Genomic DNA, 16,956 nt, shown 5'->3' on the forward strand with positions numbered 1-16,956 from the left:
GTTTAAGGTATCACCATAATCAGTTAACGATATTAGGGAATTGCTAAGATATTTTTGTTCAAAATTAGTATAACTAATAACCAAAGAACAAAATGAAAACAGTATCTAAATTGTTATTACTAGCAGGTTTGGTAGCTACTACTTCCTGTGAAAAATTAGAAGAACATGTCGGGCATGGTGGTCCAAAAGAAGATGAAGGAACAATGTTCGAGAACAAATCGAATCTTGAGCCTTTAGTAGTAATGAATTCAAACTTTAACTTTGTAAAACCTTATTCTTTAATCAGTTCTACTGATATTTTAGAGGACGGTTTTCAATTGGTAGGTGCTCAAGATGGAGCCGGTTTCTTAAAAGAAGGTAACGGTTACATGTATATTGTAAATGCTGAAGATGATTATGCGGTTAGCCGTATCCATTTAGATGAAAATTTAAACCCAACAGGCGGTGAGTGGTTATTGAACTCAGGGGTTGCAGATTTCGCTCGTCAGTGTTCTGGTACTATGTGGGAAGCTGACATTCACGGTGGTGCAAAAGATATTTTTCTTTCTGCTTCAGAAAGCTTTCACTATGATGTTAAAGGTATAGACCCTCATGTTGCCGTACCTACGCCAACTGCAGATTTTGGTTTAGATGCTTTAGGTGAGTTTTCATGGGAAAACGCTGTTCCTTTACCAAGAGATACATATAAAGGTAAAACGGTTATTATTGGAGGTGATGATGACTCTAGCGGTTCTGAAGGTCAGATTACTCTTTATTATTCTGAAAATGGAGATGCCGATTTAAACAACGGTAAAATCTACGTTCTTAAATTAAAAGAAGTTGCTTCTGGTTCTACAGATGCAGATGGTAACCCAATCGCGCCAATGGCCGTTGAAGAAGGTGTTATCTATAACGAAGGTCAGTTGGCTTTTCAAGAAACTTATGCTTTCGAATTCGTTGAAATCGAAAACGGTGCGGCTATGACCAAAAATGAAATGGAAGATGCTTGTGTTGCTGCAGGTGCTTCTGCTTTTATGCGTGTTGAAGATGTTGATTACCAAAAAGGTTCTGTTGACAATGCAAGAAATATTTTCGTTGCCGTAACAGGTAGAGGTCCGGGAAGAGGTACTTATAACGATTGGGGTACAGCTTACAAATTGGAGCTGGATGAAGAATCTCCATTGACTGGAAAAATCACTCAGATTATTAGTGGTAATACAGATACTAATAACATGGACGGTAACCTTCCTGAGCTTCAGAGTCCTGATAACATTACGGTTACAGAGAACTTTGTATACCTTCAAGAAGATCCTAACTCTTTCGATAGAAATCACGCAGCTGCTATTTATCAAACAGATTTAAACGGGAACAATGCAAAAACAGTTTTGGAATTATTGATCAGAAACGATCTTGATCCATCAGGAAGCACTGGTTTCAGTGGTGAGTTTGGTGCATTGGTAGATATATCCGATAAGGTTGGTGAAGATGACACGTTCTTATTGAACCTTCAGCCACACTACTGGCAGAATGATGATTACAAGAGTAAAGATGGTCACGATATGGAATCTGAAAATCCTGACGCAATTGCAGCAGGTGCTAGAGAAGATAACCAAGGTGGTCAAATCATTATCTTAAAAGGTTTGCCTAGATAATACCTTACTATTTTATGGTGAAAGACCTCTATCTGTTGATGGGGGTCTTTCCCTATTTTATAATTTTTGTTTCAACTTACTTCTGTTATGAATAAATTTCTCTTCTTTTTTTTATCGATATTTTGTATTCTTTCCTGTAAAAATAAAAATGAAGAACTAGCACAAGTGGACCATGTCAAAACTACCGACTGGAGCTATGCACAAGAGTTCTATATAAAAAATATGACCAAGGCGGTAGATTTGATCGATACCTTGAGTAAAATGGATGCAGAAAGCGACGAGGCTAAAAAAATCTTCAAAGAGCTCCGCGTTGCCTTTAAAAAAGCAGAACCCTATGCATCATATCTAAACCCGGAAGTTGGGCATCGTGCCAATGGGCCCGCTTTACCCGTTTTCGCAGAAGATACAGAACGTATATTGAACCCTATTGGATTACAGAAAATAGAAGAGTCTATTTATGAAGGCGGTGAGTCACCTGCCGTTTTTAAAAAAGAAACGGTTCTGACCAAAGGTTTAATGGTCAATTTATTGAAAAATGTTACAGAACGGGATTTAAGTGCCGAGCGTTTTTTTATAGCCACTCATCAACAACTTTTACGAATCATTAGTTTAGGTGTTTCAGGTTTTGATACACCGGTAAGCGGTTTGGGACTTTCAGAAAGTGTGGTCTCGTTGCGAGGCTTGGAAGAGGTTTATGACCATACATTGCGTGATTTAATACAAGATAAAAACAGTGATTTAGATACTAATTTTCATCAAAACATAGCAAAAGCGGTCGATTTTCTTCATAAAAACACAGATTTCAACACTTTTGACCGCTACACCTTTATACGAAATTATATGAATCCTATTACGCGTAATTGGGTGAGTATAAGAAAAGAAAGTGGTCTTTGGGAGGGGGTAAATAATAAACCTTTCAATTTTGATGCGCCTACTTTCTTTGAAAAAGATGCTTTTAACCTAGAATATTTTACGCCTCCAATTAATAGAAATCCATCAGAAAAACAGATTGCACTTGGTGAAAAATTATTCTTTGACCCCAACTTGTCGCAAACAAAAAGCATGGCATGTGTTACGTGTCACATACCCGAAAAAGCATATACTGACGGTATTGCCGTAAACAACGGAAATAATGGGAGTCCGTTGCAACGAAATACGCCAACTCTGATTAATTCCGCTTTTCAAAAAAGCTTTTTTTGGGACGGTCGTGCAGAGAATATTCTTGATCAGATTTCTATGGTATTCAACAACGAACAAGAATTCAATACGGGCATTCATGAATTTTCTACCGATATTTTAAAGGATACTACCTATCACGTTTTGTTCAAAGATGCTTTTGGTAGAATCTCCAATAGAAATACAGATATTATTAAAGCCATATCTTCTTATATCTCCACTTTAAACGGGTTTGATTCTAAATTCGACAGGAATATGAGGGCAGAGGAAGATACGTTTACAGATGAGGAAAGATTGGGTATGAACCTGTTTATGGGTAAAGCGCTTTGTGCAACCTGTCACTTTATGCCATTAACGAACGGAACTGTACCACCATTTTATGCCGAAACAGAGAAAGAAGTGATTGGCGTTCCCGAAACCTCAGAAAATAAGCAATTGGATGACGATTTAGGTTTTTATTGGCGCTATAATAAGGCGGAACATTTGGGTATGTTCAAAACACCCACAGTTAGAAATTCCGAATTCACGGGACCTTATATGCACAACGGAGTTTACAATACGTTGGAAGAAGTTATGGATTTTTACAACAAAGGAGGTGGCGGAGGCATGGGCTTTGAACTAAAGCATCAGACCTTGCCTTTTGATGAACTGGAGCTGACCCCAGAAGAGCAAAAAGCTATTATTTCGTTTTTGAAAACCATGACAGATACAAATGTTGATAAAGAGGAAATACCTCAAATAGCCGAAGTTACACCTTAATAGAATGTATATTTTCCTAATAAATTTAAAGTTTAGCTAACCTAGAATTAAAGAAAAGCAGGGTTTGTATTTTTATTAAAGAACTACTTTGTAGCCCAGATAAATAACCGCTATGAAAATGATGATTACTGTAAAATTTCTAAAAAATCTAACCTCTTTAATTTTGGTTTTGGCAATGGCCATAGGGTGTTCAAATGACAGTGACCATATTGATGATGTGGATCAAGAAGAGGTGGCCCAAGAACAAACGGAAGAGGAAGAAGAAATTACCGAAGAAGAGACTGCAGAAGAGGAGAAGGAAACCTCAGAGGAAGAATCCTTATTGAATGCCGTAGAGTTTATTGATTATGAAGAGAGTTTGTCCATGTCTTCAGATGCCTTGAATGCTATTGACAATACCCTTACGGATGCTCTTTCCGACGAAAGTGGAACGGTTACATTTTTTGTACCAAGTAATGATGCTTTTGCCGATTTTTTAGAATCTTTAAAAGAGTACGCGGCTGTTCTGGATTTTGATGAGGAACTAGAGAAAGAGATTCTTGCCCAAGTATTAAAATACCATGCTGTTGTTGGTGGAGCCAATTTCTCAACTGAACTGTCTAACGGAACCATTTTGGAAACGTTGCAATCCGAAGAGATAAAAATTACGGTAGATGGTGATGTTTATATTATTGATACCACAGAGATTGACGCAAAGATTACTGAAGCGGATATTCAAGTTGCCAATGGAGTTATCCATATCATTGATAAAGTTTTGATTCCAGAGGCCGTTCTTGCCGATTTATTTCCAGAATCCCCATCTGCACTAATGGAGTTGATAAATGGGAACGAAGATCTTTCTATGTTCGCTGAGGCCATTGAAGAAGCAGATTTGCAAAGTAGATTCAATGATGGTGACTTAACTGTTTTTGCTCCAACGAACGAAGCCATTGAGGAATTGTTCAATACACTTGGTGACGATTATAATTCGTTTTCGGATTTTTCTAACATATTGGAACAGCAGGCGTTAAGAGAGATAATTTTAGGCCATGCCGTGGCAAAGGTTATTCCGCGTAGCGAGTTAAAAGTAGGCTCGCTTCCCACTTTAATTGAAGATGATGCAGTAGATGTAGTTGAAGGTTCTGGCGGACTTGCGCTACAGGATGCTTCTGAGTTTAAGGCTAATTTTGTGGAGTTTGACATTGAGGCATCAAATGGAGTTATTCATACCATAGATAAAATTCTTATTCCACAAAAAGCACTTTTGATTCTTAATTGATGCGGTAAAAAGAACTATGCTATTTTTTATAATAGACTCTTTTTCTATATATTCATGTAGGAGTAGTAATCAATATGATTTATAGAACCGCTTTTGTATATGAACACCAATACATTAAATGAAAGAAACTGTTGAATTGAGGAATAAGCCAGAACTCAAAATAATTTTGAATTCAGAAAATTTTGAAGTTATTGATGCGGCAAAACCCAGAAACAATGGAACATATGTATTCCGGCATATAAAAAAATTAGAGCTAAATGAGGAGCGTACGGATTGGTTTATCTCCGTTATGACTTTCATTGTAGGTCTATTTGTTGGAGGTCATGCTACTGGTACATACAAGAATAGAGCAAACTTGAAGATAGAAACAGATAATCAAAAACTACAAATTTGGTTGGACAATGTAGACTTTAGTAAGGCTCAAAAAGTTATGAGATTGATTAAAAGTAAAAAGGCTTTTATATAAACTTGATAACGGTTATTTATAGTTTCTTGGATTAAAATTCTTTTCCAACCCTTATCACTTTAGAGTGAGTGTTTTTTTTAGAATCTTGCTATTGCCCCTTTGTTTTACCGGCATTTTTGGTTCAAAACCATTACATTTATCGCTTGATAAATTTGAAATTATGAGTATAAATCTTCATGAAAAGATGAGCGTATGGCATTACATAAAACATCAAGAATTCCATTAATTGGGCTATTATTTTTTATAATAACCAAAGGCTTGTCTCAGGATGACTTTCAGAAAGCGTTTGAAGACAAAACGAGGGCTACGACCACAAACGTTCGCATAGATGTTACTGATGATTTGGGCAACGAAGGGTACTTGCCCGTTTCAATTGTAAAAGGAAAAACAGATGGTCCCGTTTTTACCATAGTTGCGGGCGTTCATGGGTTTGAGTATCCACCCATTGTAGCCACACAAGAGTTAATGCAAGAAATTGATGTGGATAAACTGGCTGGCACACTTATTTTTATTCCCATAGCCAATAGGGCTTCTTTCTATACGCGAACGCCCTTTATGAATCCGCAGGATAAAACAAATTTAAACGGAGCTTTTCCAGGAGATGCTTCGGGTTCTATAACTCAAAGAATGGCATATAGTATTACGGAGAAAATTATTCCTGTAAGCGATATTTTTTTGGATATCCATGGTGGAGATGCATGTGAAGACCTAATTCCATTTATTTGTTATTACAATAATGAACAGAAACCGGAACAAACCAAAAAAGCAAAAGAACTTTCTGAAAACAGTGGTTTTGAATACGTGGTTTCTTATCCCTATACATTAAAAGATGAAGATCCTGCCAAATATGTGTTTAAGCAAGCCGTACAAGACGGCAAAACCGCGTTGAGCATCGAAGCTGGTAAACTAGGGAATGTTCAAGAAGAATCGGTTATATTGATTAAGACCGGAGTTTATAATATGCTTGCTCAAATGAACATGTACGACGGGCCAAAAACTACTCCCAAACCAAATTTAATTAAATTGAATCACCAAACCTACATCAAGTCAAATGAAAAGGGCATCTTTTATAGTCCTGTAAAAGCAGGCGATTTCGTAAAAAAAGGAGATATTGTAGGGCATACTACAGACGAATTTGGAAAGACTATTACTAAATATAAGGCACCTAATTCGGGTATTATCCTTTATAAAATAGCAACACCTCCCATTAATAGAGGCGATACGGTTATGTGCATTGGCGACAGTCTATAACAGGTAAAAACGACTCTTAAATTGTAGTTTGTGAGAAAGTTATTAATACGTTTTATTTTCTAATTTACTCTACAATACCAAAATCATAAATTACCGTTTCAAAATATTTTTCGCCGGGCTTTAATAAAGTAGATGGAAAATTAAGATGGTTTACGGCATCCGGGAGATCCTGGGTTTCCAGACATAGGGCCATATGGGGCGTATAGGCTATACCATATTTTCCCGTAATATTTTCCAGACCATTACTGGCATATACGGTTATTCCGGGTTGGGTGGTAAATACCTCTAATTTTCTACCCGAATTAGGATCTATCACCTCTGCTGCCTTTTTCATTTCCCCATCCTCTTTATTCAAAACATAGCAATGATGGTAGCCGTTAAGAGGAATGTCGGGAATCTTATCGCCTAATCGGGTCATGTTAGAAAGGTCCCAAGAAGTCCCCTTTAGTGCCGGTAACTTTCCGGTCGGGGTAATGTCTTCACCAAATTCCGTATATGTATCGGCATCAACGATTAATTTATGATCATAAATTAATTCTTTGGCTCCGTTTAGGTTAAAATAACTGTGGTTGGTCATGCTTACATGAGTATCCTTATCGGTCTCGGCTTCAAAAGTTGCATAAATGGCGTTATCGTCATTTAGTAGATACGTTACATAAACATCAAGATTTCCAGGATAACCAAAAGAACCATCAGGAGATAGATAATGAAATCGCAGTCCTTTTCCATTTTCATCTGATACGATTTCGGCATCCCAAACGGCATCTCTAAACTCGTTTCCACCATGAATTGCAGTACCTTCTTCGTTGGCAGCAAGTTTGTAAACCGAATCGTTCATGACAAATTGGGCATTTTTAATTCGGTTAGCGTAGCGTCCAACCGTAGTCCCAAAACTAGGGTGGCCATTTAAGTAGTCTTCTAAATTATCGAAGCCCAAAACTACATCTTCTAATTCTCCGTTTTTGTCCGGTACGAAAAGGCTAGTAATAATGCAGCCTAAATTCATGATCTTCATTTTCATACCATTAGCGTTAGTAATGGTATAGAGCGAGATGTCTTTATCCTTTACTGTTCCCCAATGCTCCTTTTGCACAGATTGTGCGCTCATAGGCCAACTAACAAGTATTAAAAGTGCTACTATGCAAAGTATTTTCTTCAAACTATATAATTTAAAAATCGCTTTAATTTACAAAAAAGAAAAAGGGGCAAAAAGTAAAAACAGGTCAAACTATAGAAGTTTAACCTGTTTTTTAGTTATAAATAAGGCGGTCATACCGCCGTAATTATAACAATCGTCATTTACAAACTTAATATCTGTCGTACCATTTGATTGGTAAATCCCCATTCATTATCATACCATGCCAGTACTTTTAACAAATCTCCGTCTACCACTTTTGTTAAGGATAAATCAGCAATAGACCCGTAAGGACTTTTAATGATATCACTAGAAACCAAAGGGGCATAAGTAGTTTGAAGTACTTTCTTGTAACGATCTGTTTGTGCTTCTTCTTCCAATATTTTGTTAACCTCTTCTGCAGTAACCGTTTTGTCGGTTACAATTGTTATGTCAGAAATAGAACCTACGGCAACAGGTACACGAACTGCCATACCATCAAATTTTCCGCCATATTCAGGTAATGCTTTGGTAGTAGCCACTGCAGCGCCTGTAGTTGTTGGTATAAGATTATTTATACCAGAACGGCCCATTCTAAAATTACCTTTGTTTGGCGAATCCACCATGGCATTTGAGCTGGTGTCTGCGTGAATGGTAGTCATTATAGCTTTGTTAATACCAATACGTCTACCGATTATTTCTATAATTGGGCTAATATTATTTGTTGTACAACTGGCGCAAGAGAAAATACTTGTTTTACCGTCTTCAGAATTTACACCGTGAACTACCGTTGGAATTTCAGGACTTTTAGAAGGACCTGATAAAACAACCGTTTTAGCACCTGCTTTAATGTGCCTGTCCGCATCATTGTAATTAGTGAAAATACCAGTACTCTCAACAACTACATCAATATCCAATTCTTTCCAAGGAAGGTCTTCTGGACTTCTTTCATTGTAGAAGCGAATAGCCTTACCGTCAACAACAAGTTTTCCATCCTCAAATTCTACGGATTTTTCAAATTTACCGTGTACACTGTCGTACTCCAGTAAATAAGCTATATTTTCTATGGATGCTATATCGTTTACGGCAACAACTTCTAGTTCCGGGGTTTCAAGCATTACTTTTAACGTGGTACGGCCAATACGTCCCATTCCGTTTATTGCTATTTTTTTCATAGTGTGCTATGTATAAAATTTGTTTTTAGGTTTTGTGAAAATGAACTAAAATCAGTTGTTTCTCCACAACCCATTCGTCGAAATAAAACCCTAAAGCCAACATTAAGCGCGTTAAAGTGATGTTAAGAAATTAGCTTAGAGTTTTAAGTTTTACATAAGATGTCTATAACGTAATAGTTTCCTAAAAATAGAGACGGAAAAAGTTATTTTATCGCCTATGAGGTAGACTTTATTGGAAGGTGGATTTTAAAATAGACATTTATCTCGTTTTCTTGAGCGTGAAAAAATTGATACTGGCATCATATTGTGCCATAAGCCCATTTCATAAAATTCACAATTTTCATTTTTTTAGGCATGGGATGGTTGCCCGATATCTATTCTATATGATTACATAAAACGCACGGTAATGTGGCTATCTGTATGCCACCTATAGTCTATTTCAGTTTCCAGTTTTTCCTTAAGAAAAATATGAATTGTGTTACGGCCATTAATAAAAGTAGACCTCTTTAGTTATCATTATTTTTAGTGTAAGCCATAGCCATCTTTAAAGGTTCTTCCATCATTCCAAGTGTCTTCCGCCAATTATTTTTTTGTCTCGCTGTTACAGGGCAAACGAAAGGATAGAGAGTCTTTGTTGTATCGTATGGATTTTCACATATTAGTACAGACCGGTATATCTAAAGGCAAGTAAACCGTAATATATTTTCTTAAGTCTTAAATATTTTATTAAAAAAATCATTTTAGAATGAAGAGACTAAAACCAACTTTGAGGTTATCTGTCTTTCTTCCTCTTCTATGGGAAAGTCATTCATTCTTATAAACCTGTTTTTAATAAGTCCGTTATCATTGAACTCCCAGGTTTCATTGCCGCATGCCCGGTACCACATTAGATTTTCTCCACAGTATTCAGATATAAACTGTATGGCTATACTTTTATCTGTATGTGCCCAATACTGCATAATTATTTTATATTTATGTTCTTTTTTCCATTTAGCTATTAAAAAGTTTTTAATCTCTTTATGGCCATTTAGAAATATAGGTCCGCTATGCCATTCACTATCTTCCGTAAAAAATTCTAAGGCTTCATAAGGATTTTTATTGTTCCAGGCAGTTTCTACAAGTTTAATTTTTTGTTGAGCCGTTTCTAATGTGAACGGGGGAAGGTGTAGTTTTCGTTCCATAGTGTAATGCTAATACAGACAAGTCTGTTCGTTTAGGGTAAATTTATTTATTCTTTTAATAGTCTTAAACACGTTTTCTTCGCAGAAATAAGAGGCCAACTGGTTTTTTGAATTTGGGAGAGCATAATAGCTCCTTCTATAACTACCATAATTTCATTACTGATCTCTTCAATATCCATTTGTTCGGACGCATCCTTTTTGAGTTCGCTTTGGATAAATATGTGTATCTCATTCTTATGCATACGAACGGTGTCTTTAATGGACTGTTGATCCTTTGGTATATCCGTTATAATATTTTGAAAGCCGCAGCCTCTATAGTCAACATTTCCTAACCAATGAATGAGATAATCAAATATGCCAATTACCTTCTCTTTACCAGGAGTATAGGATACAATAAACTCCTGCAGGTCATAAGAAATCATTTGGTGTCTTTTTTCTAGATAGGCTACTGCAATTGCTTCTTTGGACCTAAAATGTCTGTACATACTATCTTTTGAAACCTCTGCTTTTTCAATAATTTTATTGATACCCGTTTGGTTGTATCCATCAAAATAGAATAATTCAGAAGCCGCTGTTACAATTCTATCCTTAACACTTTCTTTAATCGCCATAGGATAAATATAAAGGTTTTATATAAAACAGACAACTCTGTACGATTATAATACGTAATTGCTGAATGTTACATCCAATCTCTAATAAAAAGTAAAAAATAGTACTCCATATTTTGAATAAACGAAATATAGTAGTGCCTGATCAATGGTTAAGATTAGCAAAATGAATCTAGTAATAATTACTAGTAAGAAAAATGCTGCTTAATCGGATTTTTTAGGTTTTAAACTTAGAAATATGCAGTTTAACGATGATTTTAACATAAAAAAACCTGATTTAAGTGAAAACCTATGAATTATTGCTAAGTGTAGATGTAATAGTTTTATGGAACTTTGTCGAAGATATTAACCCCTAATCGAATTTATTATGAAAAATGCGCTAACCTACAATGTGCTTTTTGCCTGCGTCTTTTCGTGCTGCTGCAGTTCAATGACTGCTCAGTATTCAAGTGGCAGTAATGCTACGGAGATTCATCAGGCCAACAACAAAAGGATGGAAAATTATCAATACCTGAAAAAACAAGGGTATCAAGATAAAGCCATCTTTGAAGACCTGGGCAATGCCAACTTCTTAAACAAAAATTATGATACAGCTCTTTTTTGGTATGATAAATTAAAAGAGACAAATGGTTCTGGCACCTTAAGTAAGAATTATCAGAAGCGTTATGATTTCGCTATGACCAAATATCAAAATATGGGAGCAGCTACCAGTTCCGATAGTAATGATTGGGTCGCTCAAATCGAGTCTGATTACAAAATCAAAAAACAAAACTCCAATACTATTTTGGATCAACCTTTAACAGAAAGGTATAGAGAGCTGGATTTTCAGCGTAAAGACGGTCAGTTTATAGTAGACGATCAAACTATTGTTGAAAATGAGCTAAGAACTTTCTTAGGAGAGGAAAATGAAGACCATAACGGGTATAAATTACCAGTTGCCGTAACACCGGACGGGCAGACAGCCTACTTTAGTAAAAAAGTAAAGATTAAACCTTTATATGGTGTTTTCTCCAAGAGTGAAGATGTTCATAAAATTTACAAAGCAGAGAAAGTTAGAGGAGAATGGACAAATCTTAAGGAAGTAGCCGTTGCACCAAAACATGCGTCTGCAATGCACCCTTCTATATCTTCTGATGGAAAGCGTTTGTTTTTTGCATCTAATATGCCAGGAACTTTTGGTGAGTATGATATTTATGTATCCGCTATTCGTAAAGACGGTAGCATGGGTATTGCTAAAAACCTTGGTCAAAAGGTAAATACCAAGAAGGATGATCTTTATCCTAATGTAGTTGGTACCAATACATTGTTCTTTGCCTCAGCAGGTAGAGAGGGCCATGGTGGTTTGGATGTGTATATGACACAAGTGGGTCAGAAACATGTAGACCTTGCTGTTAACCTTGGAAGTCCAATAAATAGTGGTGAAGATGATTTTGCCATTTCGTTTACTTCGGACAACGGAAAAGGCTATGTAATGTCTAACCGCGGGAACGATAAAAAGGCTGTGGAAAAAGTAGCTTTTACCTATGCCAACAAAAGGAAACCTGAGGATGAAGGCCAATATAGAGCGCTTGAAGCCTTTAACATAGATTCAAAAGCAAGATATACTTCCAATTTATTTGAGGAAGATTAATTAAAATGGGGGATAAATAGAGCCGGCGATTACCGTCGCCGGTTTATAACCCAATTTTTAGGTAATGAAATGTTCTAGGAAATCATGGGCATCTACCACAAGAGTTACATGTTTCAATATAATTAGAGCACACTTTGTTACCAATAGTTTTCAATAATCCCATAATATCACTACCATGAGCCACATAAAAAAGAATATCAACACATTTTTCCTGCTCTTATTATTATGCACCATTTTTGGTACACAGTCTAACTACGGGCAAGAAGCAGTGACGGAAATTAACACGAAGAGCACGTACCACAATCAGTTGTTCTTCAACAGATTTTTGATTAACCCAACGTTCTCATTAGTGAGAGAGAACAAATCTTATATTAACATTCTTCACAGAAATCAATACGCTACGTTTGAAGACAATAACCAAAATTACTTTTTGGGCTTCAGCAATAAGCTTAATGAAAATGCAGCTTTGGGAATTAGTGTTTACAGTCAATGGTCTGGAGTAGTTCAGGAATTTGGTTTTAACGCTAACTACGCAACTGCAGTAAAATTAGGAGATGAAAGTAAATTAACTTTTGGTACGAACGTAACTTACTATACAGAAGGTTTAGACCAAAATAGAGTAGTTGTGGCGGCTACGGACACTAAAATTTCAGAAGCTAAAAAAGAGAGTAAAATAGCCGTTCAGCCAGCTGTAACATTGTCTTTAGGAGGATTTGATTTTGGTCTTTATGCCACTGAACTTTTTAAATATAACCAAACAACCAATGAATTTTTAACGAACCTAAGTACAAAGAGTGTAAAAGCTTCGGTACAGTATACACACCAGTTTTTGGCTAATAGAGGTCTTTTTGCCAATGCACGTTTAATGCCTATGGTACAAGTTGGTAAAAACAAAGAAGGTGGTTTGGGTTATGTGGGGTCGCTTTTATTGGACCTACCTAACTACGGATGGCTTCAAACTAACTTTGATGATGATTACGGACTTTCTTTAGGTCTAGGCTTCAACTTAAGTAAACGTATGTCTTTAGGATATTTATTAGAAAAAGATTTAATGACGGATGATGCTGATTTAGGGTGGAATCATGAAATCTCTTTGGCCTATACTTTTGATAATCATGGTTCAAGTATGGATGCTTATGCAGATAGCTCCGAAGATGCCAAGGTAGATCGCATTGTAAGAAATTATGAGGAACAGATTTTGAGATTAACAGCAGAGAATAAAAAGAACCAAGAAAATAACAATGCTAACTTAGCAAATAGAAGCTTCAAAAATCAAATTTCTACGGAGATAGAGGATGATATTAATGGCATGGCTTATGAAAATAGATTGATTTTAGATGAAATGATCATAAGACAAGATTCAATAGAAGCTGCACGTGATGCCGCTTTTGAAAGACGATTAAAATCTTTAGTAGACGTACTTAAAAAGGAAATAAAAGAGAATATTAATCCAGAGAACAAAGAAGAGGAAATGGTTCCTGTGCCACCGGAATATACCGCTCTTGCAGCTAATACAGAAACTAATTCAACAAAGAATTTTGTAGTTTCCAACCAAGACAGTAATGATAGATTCAATGACGTTCAAGATTTCTTGAAAGTAAATGAAACTAAAATGTCAAATGCCCGTAAAGTAGAGGAGAAAACGGTTGAAGTGGTAGCAGAAACAACATCTCAGCCAATTGTAGAAAAAGATGCAAATGCAAGAGAAATTAAGGATTACACGAAACTTCCTATCAAGATATTAAATCAGTCAGACATAGTTGGTGTAAAATCAGGATACTATGTAATAGCTAATGTATACTCTAATAAAAAGTATTTAAATGCCTTTATGCAGACTTTAAAGGAACAAGGTCTTGATGCTAGACAGTTTTATAATAAAGAGAATGGTTTACATTATGTATACCTAGCCGATTATAACTATAAGGAAGAAGCAGAAACAGCTTATGTTTCTAACCTAAACGGAAAGTACAACGAAGAAAAGTGGATTATGCAAGTAGATGATCATTCTGCAGTAGTGAATAACATATACGAAGACTAAACAATATTAACTTATGGTTAGTGGGACCTGATTTTTTGGTAGAAAATTAGGCTATAAATAGCGGGGGAGGCCCCGCTGTTTTTTTGTTTTTAACCACTATTTTAATGAGTTTCACACTCTTTTTAACTAAATTTTTGTTTTTCGAACATCGTTAATTGGTATCATAATGACGATATAATGCAATACAGTAAGGGCTTTGGCGGTAGTTTAACGAAAATGGACGATTGTACAGTGAGCAGGATAGAAATAATGCTTAAGTTTGATTATATCATACCAAAAGTAGTTTTATTTATTAATCCCCAAATCGCACAAACCATGCAACATTACCTACAACATTACCACAAGAAATGCACACTTGATCACTTCTTAAAAGTGCAACATCTCTGCGTCTGATAGAGACAAAATTTTAAAGTAATCATTTTAAGTTTTAAAGCTTTACCTACAGCAATAAAACCTAACGATTCACCCAGCGTATAGCGCATAAATCTGTTTTAGTTTTTAACTAAGGCCCGGCAGAAAACTGTCATAACCATAGGCTTTAACTACAAACCTTATACAACGGATAATAAAATCTCTTGATTTTTAAATCACGGAGAAAGAGCCCTCTTACGCCAAAATTTGAATAAAAAGTCGCTTTACCGAGCGATAATCTATTAATAGTAAACCCCAATATTAACCTTGTGTTCTATTGATTTAAAATAGGATACTAAAACATCCCACTACCATGGATACAAACATTTTAAAAATTATCGTAATCGATAATGATTTCACATCGCATGAATCTTATGAGACTTATTTTAACTCTTATTCAGAGTATTCTTTGAAAGGAATTTACACTTCGGTAAAGGATGCCTTGGCAGCTTATGATAAAGTTGAACCGGACATTATTTTTTCGGAAGTTTCTTTGCCGGATATAAACGGCATTGAAGGTATTCGTCTTTTTAGAAAGAAAGACCCGCAAGTAAAGATTATCATGCTCAGCGCACAGAACAATTTTGACTTGGTCAAAAAAGCGTTCAAAAATACCGCAAATGGCTACCTATCCAAACCGGTGACTGAACGCGCCCTTTACAATGCACTTGATTCGATCAAGTCTGAAGGCGCAACAATGAGCAATGATATCATAAGTCAGATTATTTCAAAGTTTCAGCGGAAATCAAATGAGTTTTTCTCGGAAAGAGAGAATCAGGTAATTGATTATTTGAGCCAAGGTGCTACATATAAGACTATTGCCGAAAAATTATTCGTAACCGCCAGTGCAATTAATTTTCATGTGCAGAATATCTATTTAAAGCTAGATGTCAATTCCAAATCGGAAGCTCTAAGAAAGTTACAGGAATTAGAATATTCCAATGCTCTGGTATAACAACTTAGGAATAGTTGCTTTTTCCCGGAGGCTCAATAGGAGGGCCTCCAACCATAAAAAAGCTTTACGTTACGTAAAGCTTTTTTTTATAATCAAGGAGTTTTACTTTTTAATCAATCGTCTAACAGACGCCCATTCTTTAAGCATCTCTCTAGCTTCTTGTGCAGGATAACCAAGAACGGTTTTGCCTGCTGCCACGTCATTCATAACTCCTGAACCGGCACAAACCGTAGCTCCGGAATGTATGGTGGTATGGTCCTTAATTGAGGCGCTGCCTCCAATCATAACTCCATCACCTAGAGTAACCGAACCTGCAAGGCCACTATGTCCTGCCATAATACATGAACGGCCTAAAATGCTGTTGTGTGCTATTTGTACCAAGTTATCGATCTTACAATCATCACCAAGTATGGTTGAGCTAAATTTAGCTCTATCAACACAAGAGTTGGCACCAATCTCAACATGATTACCAATAACTACATTTCCTATTTGAGGTATTTTTACCAACCCTCTGCCATCTTCACTAGGGCGGTACCCAAAACCATCTGCACCTATACTTACATTGGCGTGAAAAATACAATGGTGGCCAATAACACAACGTTCACGGATCATAGTTCCAGACCAGACAACGGTTGCTTCACCAATAGTAGTTTCATCAAAAACGCAGACATTAGGATAGAGCACGACCCCTTTTCCCAACTGAACATCTTTGCCTATATAACAATTTGCTCCGATCTTGCAACCTTCACCAATTTGTGCAGTTTCATGAACAACCGCTGTTGGGTGAATATCGGTCTCAAAAACAGGCGTAGATGGTTTAAAAAGAGATAGTATTTCGGCCATAGCCAAATCTACATTTTTTACTTTGATAAAAGCACGATTATCGCCTGGTTCAATTTTGTTTTTTGGACATACAAGTGCAGCGCAAGCTTTTGAATCTGACCAAAGTTTGGAATATTTAGGACTTCCAATAAAAGAAATCTGATTGTTATTGGCCTTCTTTAATTCTTCCGGCCCTTCGATTATTTGATTGGTATTGCCTATTAATTCTCCTTTTAGAATGTCGTTAATTTCACTTACAGAAAAAGATGTCATTAGCTTATTATTGGTTAGTTAGTATTTAAAACAGAAATGTGAAATCAATATTGTTCTTTTATATGGAAATGCTTATTTGTTCACTTTGAGATACTTAGGTTTGGATTGTTATTTGTGAAGTGGATATAAGTAGTTCTAGTTGTGAATTAGGGGACTTTCAAACTTAATTTCATTTATAAAACAGGAAAAACTCCTATTTATTGGAATT

Annotated in this window: 14 protein-coding genes; 8 read left to right on the forward strand and 6 right to left on the reverse strand. The window is 36.1% G+C overall.

Translation table 11 applies throughout. From position 1 onward, the window contains the following. The first annotated feature begins 92 nt into the window (after positions 1-92). The 5 genes from KO521_RS05880 (at position 93) to KO521_RS05900 (ending at position 6,541) form a co-directional block, all read left to right on the forward strand. Positions 93-1,631: a hypothetical protein gene (locus KO521_RS05880; protein ID WP_194527573.1), complete on the forward strand. Its 1,539-nt coding sequence runs from the start codon at positions 93-95 to the stop codon at positions 1,629-1,631. Between the two features lie 87 nt (positions 1,632-1,718). Then, positions 1,719-3,566: a cytochrome-c peroxidase gene (locus KO521_RS05885; protein ID WP_215938974.1), complete on the forward strand. Its 1,848-nt coding sequence runs from the start codon at positions 1,719-1,721 to the stop codon at positions 3,564-3,566. Between the two features lie 118 nt (positions 3,567-3,684). Next, positions 3,685-4,824, forward strand: a complete 1,140-nt coding sequence (locus tag KO521_RS05890; RefSeq protein WP_215938975.1) for a fasciclin domain-containing protein — start codon at positions 3,685-3,687, stop codon at positions 4,822-4,824. Between the two features lie 118 nt (positions 4,825-4,942). Next, entirely contained in the window at positions 4,943-5,290 is a 348-nt protein-coding gene (locus KO521_RS05895; RefSeq protein WP_215938976.1) for a hypothetical protein, read from the forward strand. Positions 5,291-5,482: 192 nt separating this feature from the next. Next, on the forward strand, positions 5,483-6,541 hold the full coding sequence (locus tag KO521_RS05900; RefSeq protein ID WP_215938977.1) for a succinylglutamate desuccinylase/aspartoacylase family protein: 1,059 nt from the start codon (positions 5,483-5,485) through the stop codon (positions 6,539-6,541). Between the two features lie 64 nt (positions 6,542-6,605). On the opposite strand, the gene KO521_RS05905 is transcribed toward KO521_RS05900, so the two are convergent. From KO521_RS05905 to KO521_RS05925, 5 genes are all read right to left on the reverse strand, one after another. Further along, on the reverse strand, positions 6,606-7,700 hold the full coding sequence (locus KO521_RS05905; protein WP_215938978.1) for an aldose epimerase family protein: 1,095 nt from the start codon (positions 7,698-7,700) through the stop codon (positions 6,606-6,608). Positions 7,701-7,840: 140 nt separating this feature from the next. Next, positions 7,841-8,830 (reverse strand): type I glyceraldehyde-3-phosphate dehydrogenase, encoded by a 990-nt coding sequence (gene gap / locus KO521_RS05910; RefSeq protein WP_215938979.1) that lies wholly within the window; start codon positions 8,828-8,830, stop codon positions 7,841-7,843. 387 nt (positions 8,831-9,217) lie between these two features. Beyond that, positions 9,218-9,322: a hypothetical protein gene (locus tag KO521_RS20610; RefSeq protein ID WP_215939568.1), complete on the reverse strand. Its 105-nt coding sequence runs from the start codon at positions 9,320-9,322 to the stop codon at positions 9,218-9,220. 248 nt (positions 9,323-9,570) lie between these two features. Beyond that, positions 9,571-10,011 carry a DUF1348 family protein gene (locus KO521_RS05920; protein ID WP_215938980.1) on the reverse strand — a complete coding sequence of 147 codons (441 nt, stop codon included), beginning with the start codon at positions 10,009-10,011 and terminating at the stop codon, positions 9,571-9,573. A gap of 47 nt (positions 10,012-10,058) precedes the next feature. Next, positions 10,059-10,622, reverse strand: coding sequence for a TetR/AcrR family transcriptional regulator (locus tag KO521_RS05925; RefSeq protein WP_215938981.1), 564 nt, complete (start codon positions 10,620-10,622; stop codon positions 10,059-10,061). A 364-nt stretch (positions 10,623-10,986) separates the two neighbouring features. Between KO521_RS05925 and KO521_RS05930 the strand changes: the two genes are divergently transcribed. The 3 genes from KO521_RS05930 (at position 10,987) to KO521_RS05940 (ending at position 15,653) form a co-directional block, all read left to right on the forward strand. Further along, complete coding sequence (locus tag KO521_RS05930; protein WP_215938982.1) at positions 10,987-12,249, forward strand: cell envelope biogenesis protein OmpA; 1,263 nt, start codon at positions 10,987-10,989, stop codon at positions 12,247-12,249. A 175-nt stretch (positions 12,250-12,424) separates the two neighbouring features. After that, positions 12,425-14,287 (forward strand): PorP/SprF family type IX secretion system membrane protein, encoded by a 1,863-nt coding sequence (locus KO521_RS05935; RefSeq protein WP_215938983.1) that lies wholly within the window; start codon positions 12,425-12,427, stop codon positions 14,285-14,287. Positions 14,288-15,011: 724 nt separating this feature from the next. Beyond that, the gene (locus KO521_RS05940; protein ID WP_215938984.1) at positions 15,012-15,653 is read left to right on the forward strand and encodes a response regulator transcription factor; all 642 of its coding nucleotides are present in this window, start codon (positions 15,012-15,014) and stop codon (positions 15,651-15,653) included. A gap of 102 nt (positions 15,654-15,755) precedes the next feature. Here KO521_RS05940 and lpxD read toward each other — a convergent pair whose 3' ends face one another. Further along, positions 15,756-16,748: a UDP-3-O-(3-hydroxymyristoyl)glucosamine N-acyltransferase gene (gene lpxD, locus KO521_RS05945; RefSeq protein ID WP_215938985.1), complete on the reverse strand. Its 993-nt coding sequence runs from the start codon at positions 16,746-16,748 to the stop codon at positions 15,756-15,758. Positions 16,749-16,956 lie beyond the last annotated feature (208 nt).

This window comes from Zobellia uliginosa, from assembly GCF_018860745.1.
Taxonomy (GTDB): domain Bacteria; phylum Bacteroidota; class Bacteroidia; order Flavobacteriales; family Flavobacteriaceae; genus Zobellia; species Zobellia uliginosa_B.

What these genes read in the sequence shown, in the direction of transcription:
- KO521_RS05880 (WP_194527573.1), top strand. Translation starts at nt 93, where the DNA reads ATGAAAACAGTATCTAAATTGTTATTACTAGCAGGTTTGGTAGCTACT.
- KO521_RS05885 (WP_215938974.1), top strand. Translation starts at nt 1,719, where the DNA reads ATGAATAAATTTCTCTTCTTTTTTTTATCGATATTTTGTATTCTTTCC.
- KO521_RS05890 (WP_215938975.1), top strand. Translation starts at nt 3,685, where the DNA reads ATGATGATTACTGTAAAATTTCTAAAAAATCTAACCTCTTTAATTTTG.
- KO521_RS05895 (WP_215938976.1), top strand. Translation starts at nt 4,943, where the DNA reads ATGAAAGAAACTGTTGAATTGAGGAATAAGCCAGAACTCAAAATAATT.
- KO521_RS05900 (WP_215938977.1), top strand. Translation starts at nt 5,483, where the DNA reads ATGGCATTACATAAAACATCAAGAATTCCATTAATTGGGCTATTATTT.
- gap (WP_215938979.1), bottom strand. Translation starts at nt 8,830, where the DNA reads ATGAAAAAAATAGCAATAAACGGAATGGGACGTATTGGCCGTACCACG.
- KO521_RS05920 (WP_215938980.1), bottom strand. Translation starts at nt 10,011, where the DNA reads ATGGAACGAAAACTACACCTTCCCCCGTTCACATTAGAAACGGCTCAA.
- KO521_RS05925 (WP_215938981.1), bottom strand. Translation starts at nt 10,622, where the DNA reads ATGGCGATTAAAGAAAGTGTTAAGGATAGAATTGTAACAGCGGCTTCT.
- KO521_RS05930 (WP_215938982.1), top strand. Translation starts at nt 10,987, where the DNA reads ATGAAAAATGCGCTAACCTACAATGTGCTTTTTGCCTGCGTCTTTTCG.
- KO521_RS05935 (WP_215938983.1), top strand. Translation starts at nt 12,425, where the DNA reads ATGAGCCACATAAAAAAGAATATCAACACATTTTTCCTGCTCTTATTA.
- KO521_RS05940 (WP_215938984.1), top strand. Translation starts at nt 15,012, where the DNA reads ATGGATACAAACATTTTAAAAATTATCGTAATCGATAATGATTTCACA.
- lpxD (WP_215938985.1), bottom strand. Translation starts at nt 16,748, where the DNA reads ATGACATCTTTTTCTGTAAGTGAAATTAACGACATTCTAAAAGGAGAA.